Annotated in this window: 13 protein-coding genes and 1 riboswitch; all 13 genes read right to left on the reverse strand. The window is 45.7% G+C overall.

Annotation, left to right across the window (positions count from 1 at the left end):
• Window positions 1-166 precede the first annotated feature (166 nt).
• The 13 genes from dnm_RS16635 to rnhA all read right to left on the reverse strand — a co-directional run bounded on the left by dnm_RS16635 (window position 167) and on the right by rnhA (window position 20,474).
• The gene (locus dnm_RS16635; RefSeq protein ID WP_207678040.1) at window positions 167-4,516 is read right to left on the reverse strand and encodes a GEVED domain-containing protein; all 4,350 of its coding nucleotides are present in this window, start codon (window positions 4,514-4,516) and stop codon (window positions 167-169) included.
• Window positions 4,517-4,858: 342 nt separating this feature from the next.
• Complete coding sequence (locus dnm_RS16640; protein WP_207678041.1) at window positions 4,859-5,188, reverse strand: hypothetical protein; 330 nt, start codon at window positions 5,186-5,188, stop codon at window positions 4,859-4,861.
• Entirely contained in the window at window positions 5,185-5,937 is a 753-nt protein-coding gene (locus dnm_RS16645) for a DsbA family protein (RefSeq protein ID WP_207678042.1), read from the reverse strand. Before dnm_RS16645 ends, dnm_RS16640 begins: the two co-directional genes overlap by 4 nt.
• A 378-nt stretch (window positions 5,938-6,315) precedes the next feature.
• Window positions 6,316-8,943: a motility-associated ABC transporter substrate-binding family protein gene (locus tag dnm_RS16650; RefSeq protein WP_207678043.1), complete on the reverse strand. Its 2,628-nt coding sequence runs from the start codon at window positions 8,941-8,943 to the stop codon at window positions 6,316-6,318.
• A gap of 69 nt (window positions 8,944-9,012) precedes the next feature.
• Entirely contained in the window at window positions 9,013-11,571 is a 2,559-nt protein-coding gene (locus tag dnm_RS16655) for a DUF4350 domain-containing protein (protein ID WP_207678044.1), read from the reverse strand.
• A gap of 35 nt (window positions 11,572-11,606) precedes the next feature.
• A riboswitch (cyclic di-GMP riboswitch) is annotated at window positions 11,607-11,682 on the reverse strand.
• Between the two features lie 63 nt (window positions 11,683-11,745).
• Window positions 11,746-12,354 (reverse strand): ISAzo13 family transposase, encoded by a 609-nt coding sequence (locus tag dnm_RS16660; RefSeq protein WP_337833618.1) that lies wholly within the window; start codon window positions 12,352-12,354, stop codon window positions 11,746-11,748.
• A gap of 205 nt (window positions 12,355-12,559) precedes the next feature.
• The gene (locus dnm_RS16665) at window positions 12,560-13,879 is read right to left on the reverse strand and encodes a transposase (protein ID WP_207678046.1); all 1,320 of its coding nucleotides are present in this window, start codon (window positions 13,877-13,879) and stop codon (window positions 12,560-12,562) included.
• Window positions 13,880-14,002: 123 nt separating this feature from the next.
• Window positions 14,003-14,665, reverse strand: coding sequence for an ISAzo13-like element transposase-related protein (locus dnm_RS16670; protein WP_207678047.1), 663 nt, complete (start codon window positions 14,663-14,665; stop codon window positions 14,003-14,005).
• Between the two features lie 472 nt (window positions 14,666-15,137).
• The gene (locus dnm_RS16675) at window positions 15,138-16,292 is read right to left on the reverse strand and encodes an acyl-CoA dehydrogenase (protein WP_207678048.1); all 1,155 of its coding nucleotides are present in this window, start codon (window positions 16,290-16,292) and stop codon (window positions 15,138-15,140) included.
• Window positions 16,293-16,406: 114 nt separating this feature from the next.
• Window positions 16,407-16,958 carry a helix-turn-helix domain-containing protein gene (locus tag dnm_RS16680; RefSeq protein WP_207678049.1) on the reverse strand — a complete coding sequence of 184 codons (552 nt, stop codon included), beginning with the start codon at window positions 16,956-16,958 and terminating at the stop codon, window positions 16,407-16,409.
• A 113-nt stretch (window positions 16,959-17,071) separates the two neighbouring features.
• Complete coding sequence (locus dnm_RS16685) at window positions 17,072-17,923, reverse strand: 3-hydroxybutyryl-CoA dehydrogenase (RefSeq protein ID WP_207683697.1); 852 nt, start codon at window positions 17,921-17,923, stop codon at window positions 17,072-17,074.
• Window positions 17,924-18,497: 574 nt separating this feature from the next.
• On the reverse strand, window positions 18,498-19,673 hold the full coding sequence (locus dnm_RS16690) for an acetyl-CoA C-acetyltransferase (RefSeq protein ID WP_207678050.1): 1,176 nt from the start codon (window positions 19,671-19,673) through the stop codon (window positions 18,498-18,500).
• A 72-nt stretch (window positions 19,674-19,745) separates the two neighbouring features.
• On the reverse strand, window positions 19,746-20,474 hold the full coding sequence (gene rnhA / locus dnm_RS16695) for a ribonuclease HI (RefSeq protein WP_207678051.1): 729 nt from the start codon (window positions 20,472-20,474) through the stop codon (window positions 19,746-19,748).
• Window positions 20,475-20,477 lie beyond the last annotated feature (3 nt).

Here is a 20,477-nt window from a genome sequence, read left to right on the forward strand (position 1 = left end):
GTTTGCAGGCTGCCCGGTGGGTTGCGCTTCGCTCCACCCACCCTACGTTTTTTTGAATCGGGTCTGTTATTTATTTGGAACTCCCTAAAATGTAAGTTCGGCACTCCTTTTGGTTTCCCTCCGGAGTGCCAAACTTACAGTTTGGCAAGAATACCATTGCAGATTTTTATTCCGTTCTCAGACCTGCAAGTCGTTGTAACATCAGAATCAGTTCTTCTACTCCTACCCTTCCGTCTCCGTTGACATCTCCGCCGATACAAACATCATCCTCACCCATTCCAACGGCCACTTTGAACGCCATTATGGGGCCTCTCATTCCGATGATTTCAAGACAGGCCGTATTCGTTGCCGGGCAATAAGTGGCGTTTTCTTCCGTGCATTTTGTGGGACTCGGAGGACATTCGGTTTCAAGTCTCGGACACCAGGTTTCATGTTCCGGACACTCCGTGCGAATCTGCGGACATCGGGTTTCTTCCTTGGGGCATTGGGTCTGAATCACCGGGCAGTTGGTCTCATCCTTTGGACAGCGGGTCGCAACTTCAGGACATTCGGTATAAGTCAGCGGGCAAATCGTCTCACTTGGTTCGCAGTCAATGGGAGGCTGGAGACATTCTGTCTGCGGACACCAGGTTTTTAACTCGGAACAGTTGGTCACCAGCTGAGGACACCGGGTCTCGCTCTTAGGACATGCAGTCAGAATCAGCGGACACGCGGTATCTGTTGCCGGACAAATCGTGGTTCCCTGCTGGCATTCAGTAAAGCTCGGGGGACATTCCGTGTCAAGCCGGGGACACCGGGTTTCAGCTTCAGGACACTCCGTGTGAATCAGCGGACACCGGGTTTCCTCCTTCGGGCATGTGGTCAGAATTTCAGCGCACTCTGTAACTGCGGCCGGACAAATCGTGGTTCCCTGCTGGCATTGGGTCAGGACCGGAGGACACTCGGTTTCCTGCTGCGGACACCGGGTTTCAGTTTCAGGACACCAGGTCATCAGATGCGGGCATTCTGTGTCGCTGACAGGAGAGATAGTGGGAGCGGAACATACATTCGGCGTCAGGGGGCATTCTGTTTCAATTTCAGGGCAGTTGGTTTTATACTCCGGACACTTGGTAAGTGTTCTCGGACAGACCGTGTCGGCCTGGTAACATTCGGTCGTCATCTCAGGACATTTGGTATCCTCCATCGGGTAAAACGTAGGAACACACGCGGTTATATTCAGGGGACAGTCCGTGGGAATCTCAGGGCATCGGGTTTTATCCTCGGGGCAGTATGTCTTATACTGAGGACAAAAAGTTTTGTACTGGGGGCAACGAGTTTCCGTTTTGGGACACCGGGTTTCAACATTGGGGCACTCGGTCTCTGCTGCCGGACACAGGGTGAACGTATTCGGGGTGCATTCGGTCAGAATCGGAGGACATTCCGTTGGCAATTCAGGGCATTTGGTTTTAGTCTGCGGACATTCGGTATCCACCACCGGGCAAAGGGTATGCGCTTCTGCTGTACACGCCGTAGGCTCCTGAGGACATTCGGTATCTGCCACCGGGCAGACCGTGAACACTTCATTGCCAGTGCATTCGGTAAAACTGAGAGGACATTTGGTCGGAAGAACAGGACAGCGCGTGTCATCCCGGGGACACCAGGTTTCGTAGTTGGGGCAATAGGTGTGGTCTTCATCCGTACACAAGGTAATTTTCAGCGGACACTGGGTTTCAGCCACCGGGCAAACCGTGGGAACGTCGCTGATACACTGGGTGATACTCGGAGGACATTCCGTCTGAATCACAGGACACAGGGTTTCATGTCTGGCACACAAAGTTTCATGTTGAGGACACCAGGTATTTGTCTGTGAGCAATAGGTCAGCTTCCCGGGACATTGCGTGACGCCTCCGGGCCAGATCGTGGGACACGCCACATCGGAGCTTATGGGACATCCGGTATGCACATCTTCGCTACAGTCGGTCAGCGTGGGAGGACATTTGGTCGGAACATCAGGACACCGGGTTTCATACTGAGGACACCAGGTTCGGATCTCAGGGCACTCTGTCTGAAATTCAGGGCATTTGGTTTCATACTGGGGACACCAGGTTCGGATCTCAGGACAACGGGTTTCGTACTTGGGACACCAGGTTTCGCGCTGGGGACATTCAGTATCCGTGACCGGACAAATTGTTTCCCCCTGCTCGCATTCGGTCAGTGTCGGGGGGCACTCCGTGGGAAAGACAGGACACCGGGTTTCATATTCCGGACACTCGGTTTCCACCTGAGAACACTCCGTATCAATAACAGGACAGAGGGTGGGCGCGGGACATTTGGTGGGTGTTAACGGACATTCTGTCGGAATTTCAGGGCATTTGGTGTATTCAGCCACAGGACAATAGGTTTTTATCTCAGGACACTGGGTTTTTATCTCGGGGCACGCTGTCTTAGCCTGAGAACAGAGTGTAATCGTCTCGGGAAAGATGGTGGGAACACAGGTGCCGAAAAGAACAGGACATTTGGTAGGTACCGCGGGGCATCTGGTTTTCACTCTGGGACACGCGGTATTCAGCACAGGACAGACCGTATTGGCAACAGGACAGACGGTGTTAACTCCGGAGCAGAGGGTCGGCTTGGCAAAGCAGTTGGTGATATCTGTGGCACAAATCGTGTCTGTCTGGGAACAAACTGTGTCCGAGGCCGGATAAATGGTCGGTTCATCCCAGGTAATAAACATGAGATAATCTTCGGTTTCGCCGTATTTGTAGGCTGAATCAGGGCCTCGTCCGTCTCCGGGATCAGGGGCAGGTTCGTCGCTTAATGTGATTCGCATCCACATTCTCCGATGGTCTTCCATAAACTGAGTGGTCGCATGAAAAGGCGGCGCGTCCAGTATCTGGAAACCATGGACATCTGAAATTTCATGATTTTGCACTGCCCATTCAGGAACTTGGATAACATTTCCGTCTTCTGATGTGCATTCAAGCGTGTCTTCCCAATCGCCATCCTGATTAAAGTCGAACCAGACATTGACATACAATTTATCAAAACGCATTCCCGCTGTGACATTGACTGAATATGACAGGGAAGGATTCATCTTACCGCAGCGGGGCAGCCGGATGCTCTTCACATTAATACAGTCGTCAGCTCTGTCCTGGTCGGCCGCGTTGATCATCGGGTCAATGTTGGTAATGCCATCCTCATCAGGAAGCAGATCAGCGTCTCTTTCCGCAGTGGAACGGTCTCCTAACCAGACCACTTTTGTGTTACGATGCTTGGGCCCGGGAATACCTTCTGGGTCATCATAAACCGTTGGAAAACGAGCAACAACGTGACCGGGGTATGTCGTCATTTTGACACCGACATGGTTGGTGCTATCCGGAGCATCCCCGAGGTCAGATGTGACGTTGCAATGGGTCAGATCCCCGGAACATTCAGTGTATTTCTCCGGGCACTCGGTGACAGCATCAGCAGGCAAGATCGTGGGACATATCGCAGGGTCATCAGGATGGGGGCATTGTGTAAGAATGAGAGGACATGCGGTGATGCCTCCGGGCCAGATGGTAGGACAGGTGTTTGGATTAGCCCGGGGACATTGGGTGACAACAAAAGGACATTGGGTGACAACAGCCGCTGGCCAGATTGTGGGACATGCAGCAGGGTCTTCAGGGTGAGGACACTGGGTATCCACACGAGGACATTCGGTCACACCTCCGGGCCAGATCGTGGGACATACTCCTGAACTGTCGGGACAATAGGTCTTATCGCTGTTCACAGGGCATATGGTCTTTTCCTCGGGACACTCGGTGTACTTCTCAGGACATGCGGTGACAACATCAGCAGGCCAGATCGTGGGACACACGCCTGAACTGTCGGGACAATAAGTCTTATCGCTGCTCACAGGACAGACGGTCTTTTCCTCGGGACATTCGGTGTACTTGTCAGGACATTCGGTGAGGACGCCGTCGGGCCTGATGGTGGGGCATATATCCGGATTCACAGGACAGTATGTTTTATCCTCCGGGCATTCGGTATCGTAATGAGGACACTCTGTATCCACCTGCTGACACTCGGTGATACTCTGTGGACATTCCGTTCGAACTTTCGGACAGTTGGTCTGATCTTCAGGACAGTTGGTTTCGACTACCGGACATTCGGTGTCATTCATAGAGCATCGGGTTATCACATGGGTACAAGCGGTGACAGCATCCTGGGGCCACATAGTGGGACAGGCTGCCGGGTCAACAGGACATGTGGTATCTTTCACTGGACATTCCGTATCTGTTCCGGGTTTGATGGTAGGACATTCGCCTGTATCAAGAGGACATTCGCTAATGACCTGGGGACATTGAGTCTCATACTGGAGGCAATAGGTATCACTCAGCGGTCCCTGCGTAACTGGCAGCACAATGTCAGTAATCGGCGACACGGCAATATCGCTGACCGATGAATCTGTGGCAGTATCAGCGTGGCTTGTCAGACATACAAAGAAAATAGAAAAAATAAGCAGAAAAATGATCAGAATAGGTTTTTGTTTCATTTTTTAGCCCTCCCTATTCAGGTGGGGTTATAATTATGCCGTCTAAAAATATCACTTTTTGCTGTTTGTTTGCCTGATGATGTTCCTCCCCCTCCGACATGCTCACCGCACCACGTTCCCTTCGACAAGCTCAGGGAACATGGTGCGGTGAGCATGTCGGAGGGCAGTCGGAGGCGGCACAAAAAGCGGGCAGGTAAAGTAAGTGATTTAGACGGACTATGTTGTAATAGATAAAAAAAATTTTTTCTTGAGATAGTTCTGATCGGGATGGGTGAAACAATCGCATAACCTGTCTTGCATCCTTATTTTTAACTGATTATTCTGACAGATTATTCTGTTGTTTCACCCGTTGTATGACAAATTTGTTCGTCTGTCCTGGAATGTGAAAAAAATACATAACTCACCTTTTCTTTCAAAAAATTTCTCTCGTTTCTCGTTCCCACGTTTTTCTCGTTCCCACGCTTCGCGTGGGAATGCAGTGCGGACGCTTCGCGTCCGGAAAATATGGTCTCCCCGCTGACGGAGGAATGCAAAAAAATAAGAAAGGGGCAGGCGATTCTTCGCACCGCTCACGAATGCACGAGACGCGAAGCGTCTCCTCTGCATTCCCACGCAAAGCGTGGGAACGAGAAAAATGAGAAAACGAGGAACGAGAAAAATAAAATTAATCATTTTGTTCCTCCAGTTATATCTTTAATCAGCTTTTTGACATAAGAAAATGGCTTGGCTCCTGTAATTCTTTTTCCATTAATAAAGCTCGTAGGGGCTCCCTCAATTCCTAAGCGTTCTCCCTCTGTTCTTTCCTGCTGTACGATGTCTGCCAATGCCTTCTTCTCCAAAGATTTCTGAAATTCAGAGACATTCATCCCCAAAATTCGGGCATAGGTAATCAGATTTTCTCTTTCAAGGGCGTCCCGATTTTTGAACAGCAGATCATGCATTTCCCAGAACTTGCCCTGCTCTCTCGCAGCCAGAGCTGCCTTCGCGGCCAGTTCGGAATCTTTGCTGAACCGGAGAGGAAAATTTTTGAAAATCAGCCTTACGTCATTGGGAAATGCTTTCATAATTTCATCCAGCGTTTTTGCCCAGTCCGAACAATGGACACATTTAAAGTCGGTGAATACCACAAAGGTTATCCGCGCAGTATCCGGGCCTTTCTGGGGAGGAGCGATATTTTTTATGTCATTTTTTCTCTGAATCCGGGCCAAAGGCCGCGCCCGGGGTTTTATATTTTTATCCTCACCTCTTACATCGTTTTTATTAAAGTGTATCTCATCTTGCTTAAATTTGTTTAAACTCCTGTTCAGCGTTTCACGAAACAGCGGCGAATCCTTTGGGTCATCAACCGGTCGGATGTGCTGATGCTTATAAATTGCCATCAGTGCGACCACCAACAAAGTTATAAATATTGTTCGTTTCATCTTTGATTTTCCCTGTAAACTCGATGTTCAAGTTTTTTTCTGTCATTCCTGCGAAAGCAGGAATCCACAGCTTCCGGAACACTGCATCGGCCAAAAACGGATTCTTTCTTTCGCAGGAATGACAAGCTTTTTGTTCGAATCGGGTCAGAAAAACCTGATCATCATGTGTAAATAATATCACTTTACCGTGAAAATACATTTTGAAAAGCCGGGTTTTTTATCTGAAAATATTTTTATGACCGGGGGGCGAAAAACCCGGCTTTTTTATGTGCGTTTTTTGGTGGTGTTCTAAAACTGGACTTGTTCCGATATTTGCCAAATTGATTCAGAGGGTTAAAAAATTCAGCTCCACTTTTAGAACATTACCCGTTTTTTTAACTACCTGATGATATTCGAATTCGGAACATCAATGCGTATCTGAGCTTTCAGACGGGAGACTGATCTCTCGGTCTGAGCCTTGAACAAAGTTTCCAAATCTCCTTTGGCAAGTCCCCTGATAAGACTGAATTCCAGATTATAGATTGCTCTGAGCCGTTGGTCCGGTTTTACGCGATAACTTCCGCCCATGTTCGGGTTGACAAAGAGCTGCGAGAATCCCGCCACAGCGATCATTCCTTTTCCGACCCTGGCAGCAGAAAGAATGGGCGAACCTTCTGATGAATAAAGCAGCGGTGTTCCGCCTTCCACAGTCAGGGCATCATTTCTGGCGGATTGCCTGTGGTAGATTGATGAACTGTATGGGACGGGCAATGTTGCTTTTCGCTTCTGATTAATTTTCATGCCCAGCGGCTCAAGAAGTTCATTGGCCGTAGAATTCTTATTGCGCTTCCCGTCCACAAGGAGAACCTTTCCGCCCTTACGGAGATAATTCTTTATACCGGACACCTCATCCGGCTGAAAGTTTTTGTATGGGTTTATGATAACAAGAACATCGGTCTCATCCGAGAGGTCTTTTTTCAGCGTCTTACCTGTAAACGGATAGCATTCCGCCCGCAGCACCCAAAGATAAAAAACCTCATAGCTCTTCTTGTGTTCTTTGGTAAATCCTTTCAAGGGAAGTTCATAATCTCCGTGTTCCTGCTCAAAAACCACTTTTGTATATGGTGTCACAGGCCGGGGAAGCGGATAGGCTTTCCGAGACAGAAACCCACACATGGCCAATGCCAGGGAAAAGAAAAACACGCCAAATACGACCAGGGGAATTGATAATTGATAATTGATAATTGATAATTGGTCTTCCTTTCCGAGTTTTTGGATTCCTGAGACGAGGCAGACTCCGAAAAGGATAAGAAACAGAATGTTGAGATTGTTCCATTTGTTTTTCCGGTTAAGCCATGTGAGAGATCCCAGCATCAGCTCCGGCTTTCCTTCAATGAATGCCTCAAAATTGGAGTAAGAGGTGCTGTCTGTGAAGCCCAGGACCCGGCCTTTTCCTGCTTTGACGCCTGTCATTTGCATAAAAGCTCCAAAGGGAATGTCTGTGTGATTCTTCACCGGAGGATAAAAATTGCCGCTGGGGTAATAAATATCCTGGGATTTAAGACCTGTGGAAAGAATAACGTTTTCACATTTTGAGGATACAGGCTGAATTGAACAGGATACTTTGAAGGCAAAATAAGGCATGTTCTGAACCACCGGATGCGGCAACAGCCTCGGGGGTTCATAAAGTTGCTCAAATTTTCTTTCAATGTCTAAAATCACATCATATCGGAAAGAAAAACCAAACTCCTCGGCAATGGGATTAATATAAGTGCCAGTTCCGAAAACATTGGTATGCTCGCCGATGAGAAACAGTCCTCCTCCTTTTAAGACAAAATCCCTGACACTTCTGACTTCTTCAGGAGAAAATGCGCTGGTCGGTGTCTTTATTATGAGGATATCACAATCTGACAGAAGCTCCGGAGTGATTTTTCTGAAATTTCGTGTCAGAGGAAAATGGTGGTTTATAAATTCGGCAAGCCAATAAAAATTATACCCGGATTCATTTCCATACCACTCTGTATCCATCTTTTTTGTGCTTTTCTCCCATTCGCTGTGGCTTTCATCCACAATAACCCTGCCATTCTTTTGTTCCCCCGGGTCCTGAAATCCGAACGACAGCCCCAGGAAAAACAAGGCCAATGCAATTGAAACTTGAAACTTGAAACTTGAAACTTGAAACTTGAAACTTGACACTTGAAACCGGGCTTCGGTTTTGAGGGAAATGAGTATGGCGGTGATCAGGATGAAGGGCAGAAAGGTCAGTAAGGTTACCCTCATATCCCAGAAAATATCAATTCTGCATATTTCCTCGCCGTGTTCAACAAATGTCATCAGATACAGGAAAAGCAGTATCATAAAAACATATCGTATCACAATAAAGCCAGTTCCTGATAACAAGAGTTTCATAAAATCTCGGACACCGCGTCTGTTTTCGGAAAAAGCGTAAAAAACCACTATGCTTCCCATCAGGATATTAAGAAGCGGAAACATGGCGAGTTTTTCCCAAGTCGTGGGAAACGGATACATATCCTTAATCGTGAGAATATAAAACGTATCCTGGCTGTAGGAGACTTTTAAATTAAAGAACTTGAAGATGTTATAAAACACCGGATCAAGCCAGTAAAAATAATGGGAGTAGGAGGTAAATGTCGTATAAAGATATCCTGACGGACTTTGCAGCAGAAGAATCATACCGCTGAAAATAGCACCATACCCCAGACCGGCAAGCACAGGGAATCTTATACACAACACCAGAATGACAATCCCGGCAAGTGTGACAATAACGCCCAAGTGGTAAGGAAAAGGCAGAATAAATAAGGTCAGGAGCAAAGGAACACACATAAGGAGGTATTTTTTATCAAACGATTTAAAAACAGTCCTCCGAGCAAACGCCGCCGCATTACACAATATTCCCACTCCCAGAAGCACAGCCCACCACACACCACTCTCAACCGTGTAAAGATTCAGTGTAAAAAGCCATGTAAAAGAAAGACAAAAAAGACCTGTCCACACAAGAAACATCATGCGTACCTCCTATGTTTGAAACTTGAAATTTGAAACTTGAAACTTGATGCTTGTTCCGAGTTCCGAGTTTCAAGTTTCAAGTTTCAAGTTTCCAACCAGCCATTTTAAGAATTCAATATTTTCCCGGACATGGCTTTTCTCCATTTCCAGGTTGTTGTTCCAGAAAAAGGAGGAGTCTCCGATTAAGACGATGTGACCTTCTCCGTATCGTTTTTTCATAATAACAGGCAATTTTTCATAAGACGCGATAATTTCAGCTTTTCCGTCAGAGCTGATTACCGGCCATGCTTCTGAAAATCTTACTTTCTGCTTGAAATGGGGAATAACGCTGAAAAACCGACCCAAAGGCACGTAATCAAGGGACAGCCCGAATTGTTTCATTAAGGCTTCAGATGCGTGTTTTTCCTCCCAGCCCACCGTGAGGATGAGGTTTCCCCCGCTGAAAACAAATTCTCTGATCCGCCCAAGTTCTTTTGGGGTAAATGGCTGAGACGGAGCAATCAGCACCAGAAAATCTGCTGTGTTTAATTTTCTGTCTTCAAATGTTTCCAGTGAAAAAGTGAGATAGCCATTTCTCATAAAATTGAGATAAAGTCCCATGGCCGCGTTTTCATTCCAGGATTCCGGCGAAAACCGTTCTCCGTGAGAAACATCTATATAGGCAATTTTTCCGTAAATGTCTGTCTGAGCGTCATGTTGCTTCCATGTATTTGCAGCCGCTATGATGGCGAGAGACAATGCTGTTGAAAGAATCAGCGTAAAAGGAGATGGGCGTTCAGCTATGCAGACTGACAGTGCAAAGGCAAAAAATATAAAGGCTAAGATCAGCCTGAGCCAATGGGATTTTGGCGAGTCCTCCTTTGCAAGCCAGGTAAACACCCGGTTGATGAAATCCGGATTTTTAACCATGATGGCATTGACAAAACCGGATGTGTCGCCAAAAACAAGGAGTTTTCCTTTTCCATAATGCTGGGCCGCGCATAAGACAACATCGCCCAATGGTTCTCCGGGTTCATAATTAAGGCTGCCCAGATAGCCTCTGGAGCCTTCGGCAGATGTATCTCCGGGGTCTGAGTACCCGTATTTTCCAATGACAATGGGAAAAGCCGGCGGTTCAATACGGAGAGATGCGCCGATGACAATGCCTGTGTCATTCATATCATCTCTCATCCCGGAGGTTATGGGATGGGACGCATACTGGTAAGAATGAAGCCAGCCCCCGACAAACCAGTCCGCGGAATCAAAATTAACAGAAATATGAAATGGCTCCAGAATATCGTTAAAAATGACCCGTTTTGTGCCATGTTTGTAAAATGTGTGTTCTCCGAGGATTAAAAGTGAACCGCCTTTTTCCACAAAATCCCAGATCGCCTCAGTCTCATTCCGGGGAAGCTGATTGTCAACATTGATCATGACAAGGATTTGGGCATGTTTCAGAACCTCCGTGGAAAGCGTTCCTGCCATGCGCGGAGAAAAATCCATTGCCCTCAGAAACCCGGGCAAATTACCGAACATGCCCGCGCTTCTCGAACCAAAATTTTTAAAATCCGGGACGGACCAGTTGAGAAAGCCTTCTTTGTAGAGAATGACTTCTTTTTTGGGCGAGGTTTTGCCTGGCATGTCAGTCACCAGCATTGACGTTGCAGCAGCGATTAAAAACAGAAACATTAAAACGTATTTCTTTTTTATCACATAGGAAATAAAATTTCCGCTTGGCTGCTCCTGTGAGATTTCCAAATCCGGAAGGGACTGTTCTGATTCGGACTTTCGGGCCGAGCGGAACGGGAAAAGCTTTTTTATTTGTATGAATTCAAAAGAAAAGTCTTTAAAATCTCTTTTTAAAAGTATCAGATAAAGCGGAATCAGGCAGAGTACAAACAAGAGGATGGGTGAATTCATTAAGTAGTTGTATCGGGGAAGCGGATAATTTTCCTCAAAAAGAAATGTCAGAAACACCTTCAGAAAATGATTTTCCGTTTCAAGAAATTTCAGGACAGGGGCTGACAAGGCAGGCATTTTTCCTGCCAAAATCAGATAAAGGCCGTTCATAAGAATCAGCAGGAACGATGAGAGCAAAAACAGCTTCCATTCTTTTTTTACGGAACAGAAAAAGGAAACCATGATGAAGATGAGGAAAAGGATAATAATCGGTATCCCCAGATAAGTGGAGGAAAAAATAACCGGATCACCGGAAAATCTGCTGATCAGGGTTGAAAATGAAAGGGAGAATTGTTTTACAGCATACCAGAAAGGAGGGGAATAAAGATAAAAGAGTAAGAAATAAAAATAGAACACTGTCGTGAGTATGAGGGGGAAAAGCCCGCCTTGTTCAGCGTTTTTGCTTCTGAGAAGAAGCCACAGCGAACACAGGAAGAAAACCGTGCCTCCGACGCGATAAATAATTTCTCCCTGAAAGAAAAACACGGAGATGATCAGCAAAACAGATCCCGTGAAAAACATCTCCCTGTTTTCGATTTTGCTTCCCAAAGGATAGCGGATTAAACCATATAAGGTAAGAAAGAACACTCCCAGGAACTGATAAAGCTGATGCGTCAGATACCCCAGTGATTCAGTTAAAAAGCATAAGGCCAGAAAAAGCAGGGATATCCTGAAAAACATTTTTTTCATAGTTCCTCCCATAAAAAAAGCCGGGTTGCCCCTTTCCAGGCAACCCGGCTGTCTCTGCTGAGACCCGAAGCTTTCCGTCCCCATCTCACGGTGGGTTTGGCTTTATCTGGTTGTACTCAGTTAAAGTTAATGTCTGCTGACGTTAAGGAATCGGTATTAAATAACTTTCCCATTTTAATTTATTGGAATTGCACGATAATTCCATTTGGGTAAAATTTTGTCGAATACAATTCGCATTTCTGATTTAAAAGTTTCAGCAACTTTTCGACCGGTTTCATAGACTTTATCAATAACATGGACAAAGACTTTTAAACCTTTTTTGGTATGTGTTTTGGCTATCAGATCAGTCACCACCTCCAAACTTGAAAAGATTACTCCCTGACACGCACGAGTAATATGAGGAAACAGGCGATGTTCGATCGGATTAAATTTGGAACAATAGGGCGGGTAATGAGCGATTCGGATTTCAATCCCGATTTCATCCGCCAGAATTTGTAAATCTTGTTTGAAAAGGTAATGTCGGGAACTGTTGCTGCCGCCACCATCGCACAATATCAAAACTGACGTGGCATTTGGATATATTCGGCAACCGTAACCATACCACCAATGACGGAAACTGTCACAGGCAAATTCACTGGTATCATGACTTGTTCCCACCTGAACATACCCGATATTGAGTCGCAGGTCATAAAAACAATGCGGAATTATGACACCTTCGGCAAAACTTGTAAAATCATGATCGAAAACTTGCAATTCCTCCAGCGTATATAGTATCTGCTGAATTTCTCTTTCAACAGATTACCTGATAGGTTGCCATATCTCCGATATGGCATTTTGAAATTTTCGATTTAAGGTGTTGCGAATGATTTTTTCAAGATTTTGGAAAAAAGTTGCTGAAAATCCTATTTTCCGGACATACTTCTCCTCTTTTCGAAATATCAGATTTCGAATCGGGAGAGAAGATCAGGTTTCCGAAAGCCCGGCCAAATCAGGCAAGGCCGAGCTTTGTCATACTTTCTTCTTCAATCTTGTCAGCAAACCACAGCTGAAGGAATTTTTTAAGATTGGAGGCCGTCTGACAGAGGAGAGACCATATCCGATGTCCCTTCAGTCCGTGCCAGAGACTGCGGCCGAAGCCGCGAAGATTTTTGGCCACGGCAATAAACCCTTCCGTGGCGGAACGGGCACCGCAACAGAAGTCCTGTTTATCTTCGGCCACGTCGTCGCTGCGCCCCATGAAAACATGACCGATCTCCGAAGGTGTGTTCTGAAGGTTTTTCAAACTCCGATATCCGAGATCGGTGACCACCGTATCCGGATATTTTTTCATCCGGTTTATAAAAAGATCGAGAGTGTCGCCGTAAAGAATTTTGTCGGAGGGGTTTCCGATGAAGTTTTCAACGGTGATCAGAAAACCGTCCCGGTCGAACGTCATCTGAACCTTTGTTCCGAATTCGCATTCCGGATGACTTTTTCCTTTTTTTATCGGCCTGGCATCCGGGTCGTCGAGAGAAACGATGCGGTCGTTTATATGCCGCTCCCCGGCAAGCTTCAGCAGGGTCTGCTCTTCGAGAAGGTTCAGAATCCCGAGCATCCTGACAGCTTTCTTTTTCCGCCTGCCCGAAGTCCTCAGCGACCCGACCTTTTCCTGAAAAATTTTCAGGGCGGGGACAAACATTCCGTTGAAAACGGTCAGCCATTTCTCCCTGCTCCCCTTCTTATCCAGGCCGAACTCCCGCCACAGCCTCCTCAGTTCCCTGTCATCCCACCACAGAGGAATGCCGTGCATTTTCGCAAAGGCTCTCATTTTTCTGAAAGCCTTGTGAATCAGCTGAACATCATTGGGATAAATGATATCGCTTTCCAGGACGGTCGAATCAGTCAGGGCATCATCACCCCGGATGACCCCGGCGCGGCGGAGTGTCCCGAAAACCTCCTCCTCAACGGCGGCAATTCCCTCCTCGCCGACACGCCTTCTGAACACACACAGGGAGGAGGGATGAAGGAATGTCCGCAGGCCTTCGTCCGCAACATTGCAAAAATACTGTATGTACCGATTTTCCATCACCTCTCTCACAACCTCCCGGTCGCTCAGTCCGCGGAGCCGGGAAACTATCAGGAGGGCAACCATGATCCGGAGAGACTTTCCCTCAGCCCCTCTGTTTTTATCATAAAATCCTGCCAGACGTCCCACAATTTTTTCCCACGGAATTATTTTCCGCAGAACGACAAGTTCGTGGGCAGGATATGTGATATTTCTTTCAACCCATTCCGGAGAAAAAGCTTCTTCGAATTTATCTCTGATCATTTTTATTACACCCTTTGTTATGTTACAATTTTGTCAGAAGTTCGGCCGACACTTTCAGAGCCTGAAAAATCATATATAAAAAATTACCATATAACACCATGGAAATCAAGGAAAAAGAGAAATTCAGCAGATACTATATAGTCGGCCTTTCCTGTAAAAATTTCCAAGATATTCTTTTTTCTTGGTATCCATGCTGATAACGGGATTACCGGCCTTCCGGTATTCTGATCTGAGTTTCAAAATATTGTCAAACTGAGCGTCGCGATCTGGTACGTTTTTTTTCATAGGTTTGCGTTTCTGAGCTTTACGCAACCGATAGTCATGCTTTTTGAGCAATTGACGGACAATGTTACGACTCACTTTTACTCCGTATTTTTTTTCCAGAGCCTCCGCGATTTCCCACTCCCTCAGATTTGTCCATCGTACCTTTTCATCCATCGGATCTCCTGCTGTATGCTCACGCACCACATTCAAAAACTGCTCGTCTATTTCAGGGTGCTCAGTCAGATACTGTTTGCGTCCGCCACCTTTTTTACGTATTTCAGAAGATTCAGCAGGAGATTTTCCAATTTGTTTTGCTACGATGTGTCCGGGCAGGCCGCTTACTTCGATCGCTCCTTTGCGCACAGTCCGCCTGCTGCAACCCAAGACTTTGGCAATATAATTTTGTCCGCCATGTCCCAATTTCAAAGCTTCAATACCGGCATATCGCCGGCGGTCTTTTTCATTCAGACTCTCATAGTATCGCCGCATGATTTCTTCTACTTCTAAGGAATAGGGTTGCATAATAATCTCCTTTTGATAAAGTGATTTTGAAATACACTTTACAGGATTACGCAATTTTTTAACATATAAAAATCAAAATGGGCATATTATTTCATGCTCATTCCTAAGTATCCGGACACAAGTTTTCTGATATTTTCATATGATGAAAAATACACAAAGATTTTTATCTGGGTACTTAATCTCTTAATACACAAAAAATTTTTTTTTCTTACATTAGCAATATAAAAAACTATGACCTAAAGATGCAAAAAATGCGACCTGTGCGGTTACAATTTTTGTAGGGTGGGTGGAGCGAAGCGCAACCCACCGAAATTCAGTAAACGGTGGGTTGCGCTTCGCTCCACCCACCCTACACTTTATATTTCGGGTATTTTATTTTGGGAAAAATCGCAAATCACTGTCAAAAAACAAAAGCGGCTTTCAATACGAAAGCCGCTTTTTTTATGAAATATTTCATGATATTGAAATAAGCTCAGGGCTTGCGTTTGTCCTTAAAAATATTGTTGGATATCACCACGCGCTGAATCTCCGAAGTTCCTTCATAAATGGTGAACACCCGGGCGTCCCTGTAAAACCGCTCTATCGGATAATCTTTTGTGAATCCGTATCCGCCGTGAATCTGAAGGGCTTTTCCGGTGATGCGGTTCACCATTTCAGAGGAAAAGAGCTTTGCCATGGAAGCCTGACTTGTATAATTTTCGCCCCTGTCCTTCATTGCCGCAGCCGAAAACATGAGTTGTCTGGCCGCCTCAATTTCCGTGGCCATGTCCGCAATCATCCAGCGAAGACCCTGAAATTTTGAAATTTTCTGGTTGAACTGCTCCCTTCCTTTGGCATACTTCACAGCCGCGTCCAAAGCAGCCTGACTAACGCCCACCGACTGAGCGGCAATTCCGATGCGGCCGCAGTCCAGGGCTGTCATGGCAATTTTAAAGCCGTCGCCTTCTTTGCTCAGTATGTTTTCAGCCGGGACCCGGCAGTTCTCGAATATCAGATCAGTGGTATCTGAAGCACGAAGCCCCATTTTATCCTCGATATTTCCGACAATCAGCCCGGGGGTGCCTTTTTCCACCAGAAACGCACTGATTCCCTTATGGCGTTTGGCTTCATCTGTTTTTGCAGTGACAATGACAAGCCCCGCGTTTTTACCTGTGGTAATAAACCGTTTGGTCCCGTTTATAACATACTCATCGCCGTCACGAACAGCCGTTGTTGACTGGGAAACCGGGTCAGAACCCGCATGGGGTTCGGTCAGGGCAAAGGCACCGATAAACTCTCCCGAGGTCAGTTGCGGCAGATACTTTGTTTTCTGTTCCTCGTTTCCGTATTTGTTTACGCTTTCACAAACAATGGAATTATGCACGGACATCACAACAGCAGTGGAAGCACAAGAGTAAGCGATTTCGGAAAGGGCCAGCACATAGCTTATCGTGTCTGTTCCCTCGCCGCCGTATTCAACCGGGACCATCATTCCCATGAGACCCAGTTCTCCCATTTTTTTAAAGTTTTCCGCTGGAAATTCTTTGGTACGGTCACGCTCCGCTGCCGTGGTCGCGACAACTTTCCTTGAAAACTCTCTGACCATGGTCTGAATCATAAGTTGTTCATCAGTAAGCTTAAAAAACATATAGATCACCTTTTTTTAAATTGAGAATTGAGAATTGAGAATTGAGAATTAAAAATTGGGAATTCAGAGATAAGTACTTGGACAAAAATTGCTCATTTCTCACTTCTCAATCCTTTACGGCCCGTAAATGACAACGATCAGTTCTGCTGTTTCTTTGCCGATATTTCTTAACTGGTGCTTTATTCCCGAATTAAAATGAAGGGAATCATCTTTCTCCAGATGATTTATATTATCCCCGACCACAATCTCAACTTTTCCTGACAGCACATAAGTGAATTCTTCCCCTTCGTGACAATACCCTACACCTTCGTGTTTTTCCATAGGATCAATGGTCACCCGGAACGCTTTCAGATGTTTGTTTTCCGCGCCCGGGGTCAGGGTTGTATAAGCATAATCATCTGTGCGCTTGGTATATTGATCCACGCGATCCTTGAGTGTGGCTTCCTGTTCTCTTAGAAAAAATCCGGAATCTATGTCCAGTGCCCTTGCAATTTGCAACAGCGTGCCAACAGGAGGAATTGTTTTCCCGGCTTCCAGTTCTTTGAGATAATCAATGGAATAACCGGTTTCATTTGCCACCCGATCAAGCGTAATATGCTTTTCCGTTCTTACTTTCTTTATTTTTTTTCCTACCGGAACAATTTTATCTGCCTTTTTTGCAGGCATAACCCCCCCTTTTTTTTGAGTGAGAAATGAGAATTGAAAAAAGAGAAATACGTTTTCAATTCTCAATTTTCAATTCTCAATTTTCAATTCTCAATTTTCAATGCTTCTCACTTCTATTTGTATTCATAAAAACCGCGTCCTGTTTTTCTGCCGAGCCAGCCTGCTTCAACATATTTCCGAAGCAGCGGACAGGGGCGATATTTTGAATCTTTAAAGCCTTCATAGAGTGTCTCCATGATGGCAAGACAGGTGTCCAGGCCGATCAGATCAGCCAGTGCCAGCGGTCCCATGGGATGGTTCATCCCCAGCTTCATTACAGTGTCAATGGCTTCCGGAGTGCCGACGCTGTGATACAGACAAAAAACTGCCTCGTTGATCATCGGCAAAAGAATCCGGTTCGCGATGAATCCGGGATAATCATTTGCCTCTGCCGGCGTTTTGCCGAAGTTTACGGACAAATCCCAAGTTGTTTTGAATGTCTCCTCCGAAGTCGCAAGGCCCCGTATGATTTCAACCAGTTTCATTACCGGCACAGGATTCATAAAGTGCATACCGATGACTTTCTCAGGCCGTTTTGTCTGAGTTGCAATCCTGCCAATGGGAATGGAAGACGTGTTGGTCGCGAGAATGACATGCGGTTCGCAAATCTCATCCAGCTTTTTAAATATCGCGAACTTCAGCGTTTCGTTTTCCGTGGCAGCTTCCACAACAAAATCAGCAGATGCCATGTCTTTTACATCCACGCTGGTTTTAATTCTTCCCAAAACAGCGTCTTTTTCCTCGCCGGTCATTTTTCCTTTGTCAACGCTTTTGCTCAGAAGCTTTGTAATATTTGCAAGCCCGCGCTCGACAAACTCATCTTTAATGTCATTCATAATAACATTCAGGCCGCTCATAGCAGCAACCTGTGCGATACCGTTTCCCATCTGACCGGCGCCAATGACGCCAAATGTTTTAACTTCCATCATTATCTCCTTATTAAAATATTTTGTATTTTTTAGCTAAAAGCTGAAAACATACGGCATCCTTCATATTTGCCCAAAAGTACTTTACACTTTTGGTGATTTGAAAAAAAGTCCATTTTTTTTCAATCTACAAATTTTGTAGCTAAATAAAAGTAATATTTACAAATAGATATTGTAAAATCTACAAATTTTGTAGTTTTTTACACACTTCAAACATGATTAGCTAAAATTAACTACAAAATTTGTAGTTTTTTTTGTAATAGGTTGTTTATATTATAAAAATAATCAAAATTATCATGAATTAAAAAAAACATAAAAAATTCATTTTAGCTGAAAGTGTAAACTACTAAATGAAGGATGCCAAACATACAACTGAAAGCTGACAACCTGAAAACTGATACTGATTGCGAAAACAGACCTGCCAAATAAAACAGATTAGGCAATTTCCGGATTTCCAGTTTGTAGTTCCGCCTTTAGGCGATTTGGCACCGCCTAAAGGCGGAACTACGAACTTATATATTCATTCTTGGAAATCGCCTTAGTTTTCGCAAATGGTATGACAATTAAAAACTGTCTATCGTTTTACAACCATTGCCACGGCTTCACCTCCGCCGAGACACAGGGAGGCAAGTCCGGTTTTTTTATCCTGTCTGATCATTTCATATAAAAGCGTGACAAGGACCCGGCATCCGCTGGCACCGATGGGATGACCCAGAGCGACAGCGCCGCCGTTCAAGTTGACTTTTGCGGGGTCCAGTTCAAGCTCTTTTAATATCGCAACAGTGGAACCGCTGAAGGCTTCGTTTACTTCGTAAATGTCCACATCTTCCTTTGAAATGCCCTCTTTCTTCAAGCATTTCGGGATTGCCCATATGGGGGCCACAAGCACATATTTCATATCAATGCCGTAAGACGCCTGGGCACCGATGGTTGCAAGAATTTCACAACCGAGTTCCTCGGCTTTGTCTTTTGACATGACCACGACGGCAGCTCCTCCGTCACTGATAATAGAAGCATTCCCCGCTGTTCCTAATCCGCCCTTTTTAAACGCGCCTTTCATCTTTGAGAGGATTTCATAGCTTGTCTCCCTCGGACATTCATCGTCAGAAAACAGAAGCGGATCGCCTTTACGCTGAGGAATTTCAACAGGCACAATCTCATCTTTGAATTTTCCGGTACGAACAGCTTCAAAAGCCCGTCGGTAGGACTCTGCCCCGTATCGGTCCTGATCTTCACGGGTGACGTTGTATTTCTCCGAGCAAAGTTCGTTGGAAATGCCCATGTGAAAGTCATTGACAATATCCCAGAGTCCGTCATGGATCATGTGATCCTGTAGCTGGCCGCCTCCCATACGGTATCCGAAGCGGGCTTTTTCCAGGTAATACGGTGCCAGGCTCATATTTTCCATGCCGCCCGCAACAACGACATCCGCATCCCCCAACTGGATGGCCTGAGCCGCGAGCATTACAGCTTTTAAAGAAGACCCGCACACTTTATTGATGGTAATACATTCCGCTGCCCACGGCATACCCGCGAGAACTGCGGCCTGTTTGGCGGGATTCTGGCCGTAACCGCATGGCAGCACCTGGCCCATGATGACTTCGTCCACGACATTTTTCTCTATGCCGGCCCGTTTCACAGCCTCTTCAATCACAATCGCGCCCAGTTTGGTCGCGCCGATATTGCCTAACGAACCATTGAAATTGCCCAAAGGGGTCCGCACAGCACTTACAATGACAGCTTCTTTCATTAAATACTCTCCTCTTTTTTTAAAACTGGTGAGGATTGAAAAGCACCACTTTCAATTCTCAATTTTTAATTTTCAATTCTCATAAGCTGTATCAGGAGGCAAACCAGGTTGTGAAGCGGCCTGTGTGGCGAGTTGGTCACATCGTTCATTTCCCGCATTACCAGCGTGTCCTTTTACCCATACAAATTTGACATCATGCATATTGCACAAATCAAGAAGCTGAACCCATAAATCCGCGTTTTCAGCACGATCTGTCTTATTTCGCATCCAGCCATTTCTCTGCCACCGTCTGGCCCAGCCCTTTGTGATGCCATTCACAACATATTTTGAATCACTATAAAGGGTTACAGAACATTTTCGCTTTAATTTTTTTAACCCCATGATACAGGCCATGAGTTCCATACGATTATTGGTTGTTCGCCGAAAACCGCCTGACAGTTCCTTCCGATGTTTCCCATAGATCAGGACAACGCCGTAACCGCCCGGCCCCGGATTATTATGACATCCGCCGTCTGTGTAAATCGTTACTTCATCTGCTTTTGGGGAGACCTCAGGATTTTTAATCTGTGATACGGAGGTTGTTTTTGAAACAGACTGTTTTTTTTGAAAAAAATAGGTTTTATCTTCTTTGCTTTTAAACTGAGACAGCCACTCTTCAGCATCTTTTAAGGAAGAGAACCCTTTGTAAAGGGCGTTCTGAAAACCATTGATCCGGCTTTCCGCTCCCTTCTCGCCATACCATTCATCATAAATCCCGGGACGATGCCCCCGGGCAACCGCATAATACTTTTTTGTCGCCATACA

Source organism: Desulfonema magnum (genome assembly GCF_017377395.1).
GTDB lineage: Bacteria > Desulfobacterota > Desulfobacteria > Desulfobacterales > 4be13 > Desulfonema_C > Desulfonema_C magnum.

Bases quoted from the DNA above. Each gene is read 5' to 3' on its own strand.
- dnm_RS16635 (WP_207678040.1), bottom strand. From the start codon at position 4,516: ATGAAACAAAAACCTATTCTGATCATTTTTCTGCTTATTTTTTCTATT.
- dnm_RS16640 (WP_207678041.1), bottom strand. From the start codon at position 5,188: ATGATTAATTTTATTTTTCTCGTTCCTCGTTTTCTCATTTTTCTCGTT.
- dnm_RS16645 (WP_207678042.1), bottom strand. From the start codon at position 5,937: ATGAAACGAACAATATTTATAACTTTGTTGGTGGTCGCACTGATGGCA.
- dnm_RS16650 (WP_207678043.1), bottom strand. From the start codon at position 8,943: ATGATGTTTCTTGTGTGGACAGGTCTTTTTTGTCTTTCTTTTACATGG.
- dnm_RS16655 (WP_207678044.1), bottom strand. From the start codon at position 11,571: ATGAAAAAAATGTTTTTCAGGATATCCCTGCTTTTTCTGGCCTTATGC.
- dnm_RS16665 (WP_207678046.1), bottom strand. From the start codon at position 13,879: ATGATCAGAGATAAATTCGAAGAAGCTTTTTCTCCGGAATGGGTTGAA.
- dnm_RS16670 (WP_207678047.1), bottom strand. From the start codon at position 14,665: ATGCAACCCTATTCCTTAGAAGTAGAAGAAATCATGCGGCGATACTAT.
- dnm_RS16675 (WP_207678048.1), bottom strand. From the start codon at position 16,292: ATGTTTTTTAAGCTTACTGATGAACAACTTATGATTCAGACCATGGTC.
- dnm_RS16680 (WP_207678049.1), bottom strand. From the start codon at position 16,958: ATGCCTGCAAAAAAGGCAGATAAAATTGTTCCGGTAGGAAAAAAAATA.
- dnm_RS16685 (WP_207683697.1), bottom strand. From the start codon at position 17,923: ATGGAAGTTAAAACATTTGGCGTCATTGGCGCCGGTCAGATGGGAAAC.
- dnm_RS16690 (WP_207678050.1), bottom strand. From the start codon at position 19,673: ATGAAAGAAGCTGTCATTGTAAGTGCTGTGCGGACCCCTTTGGGCAAT.
- rnhA (WP_207678051.1), bottom strand. From the start codon at position 20,474: ATGGCGACAAAAAAGTATTATGCGGTTGCCCGGGGGCATCGTCCCGGG.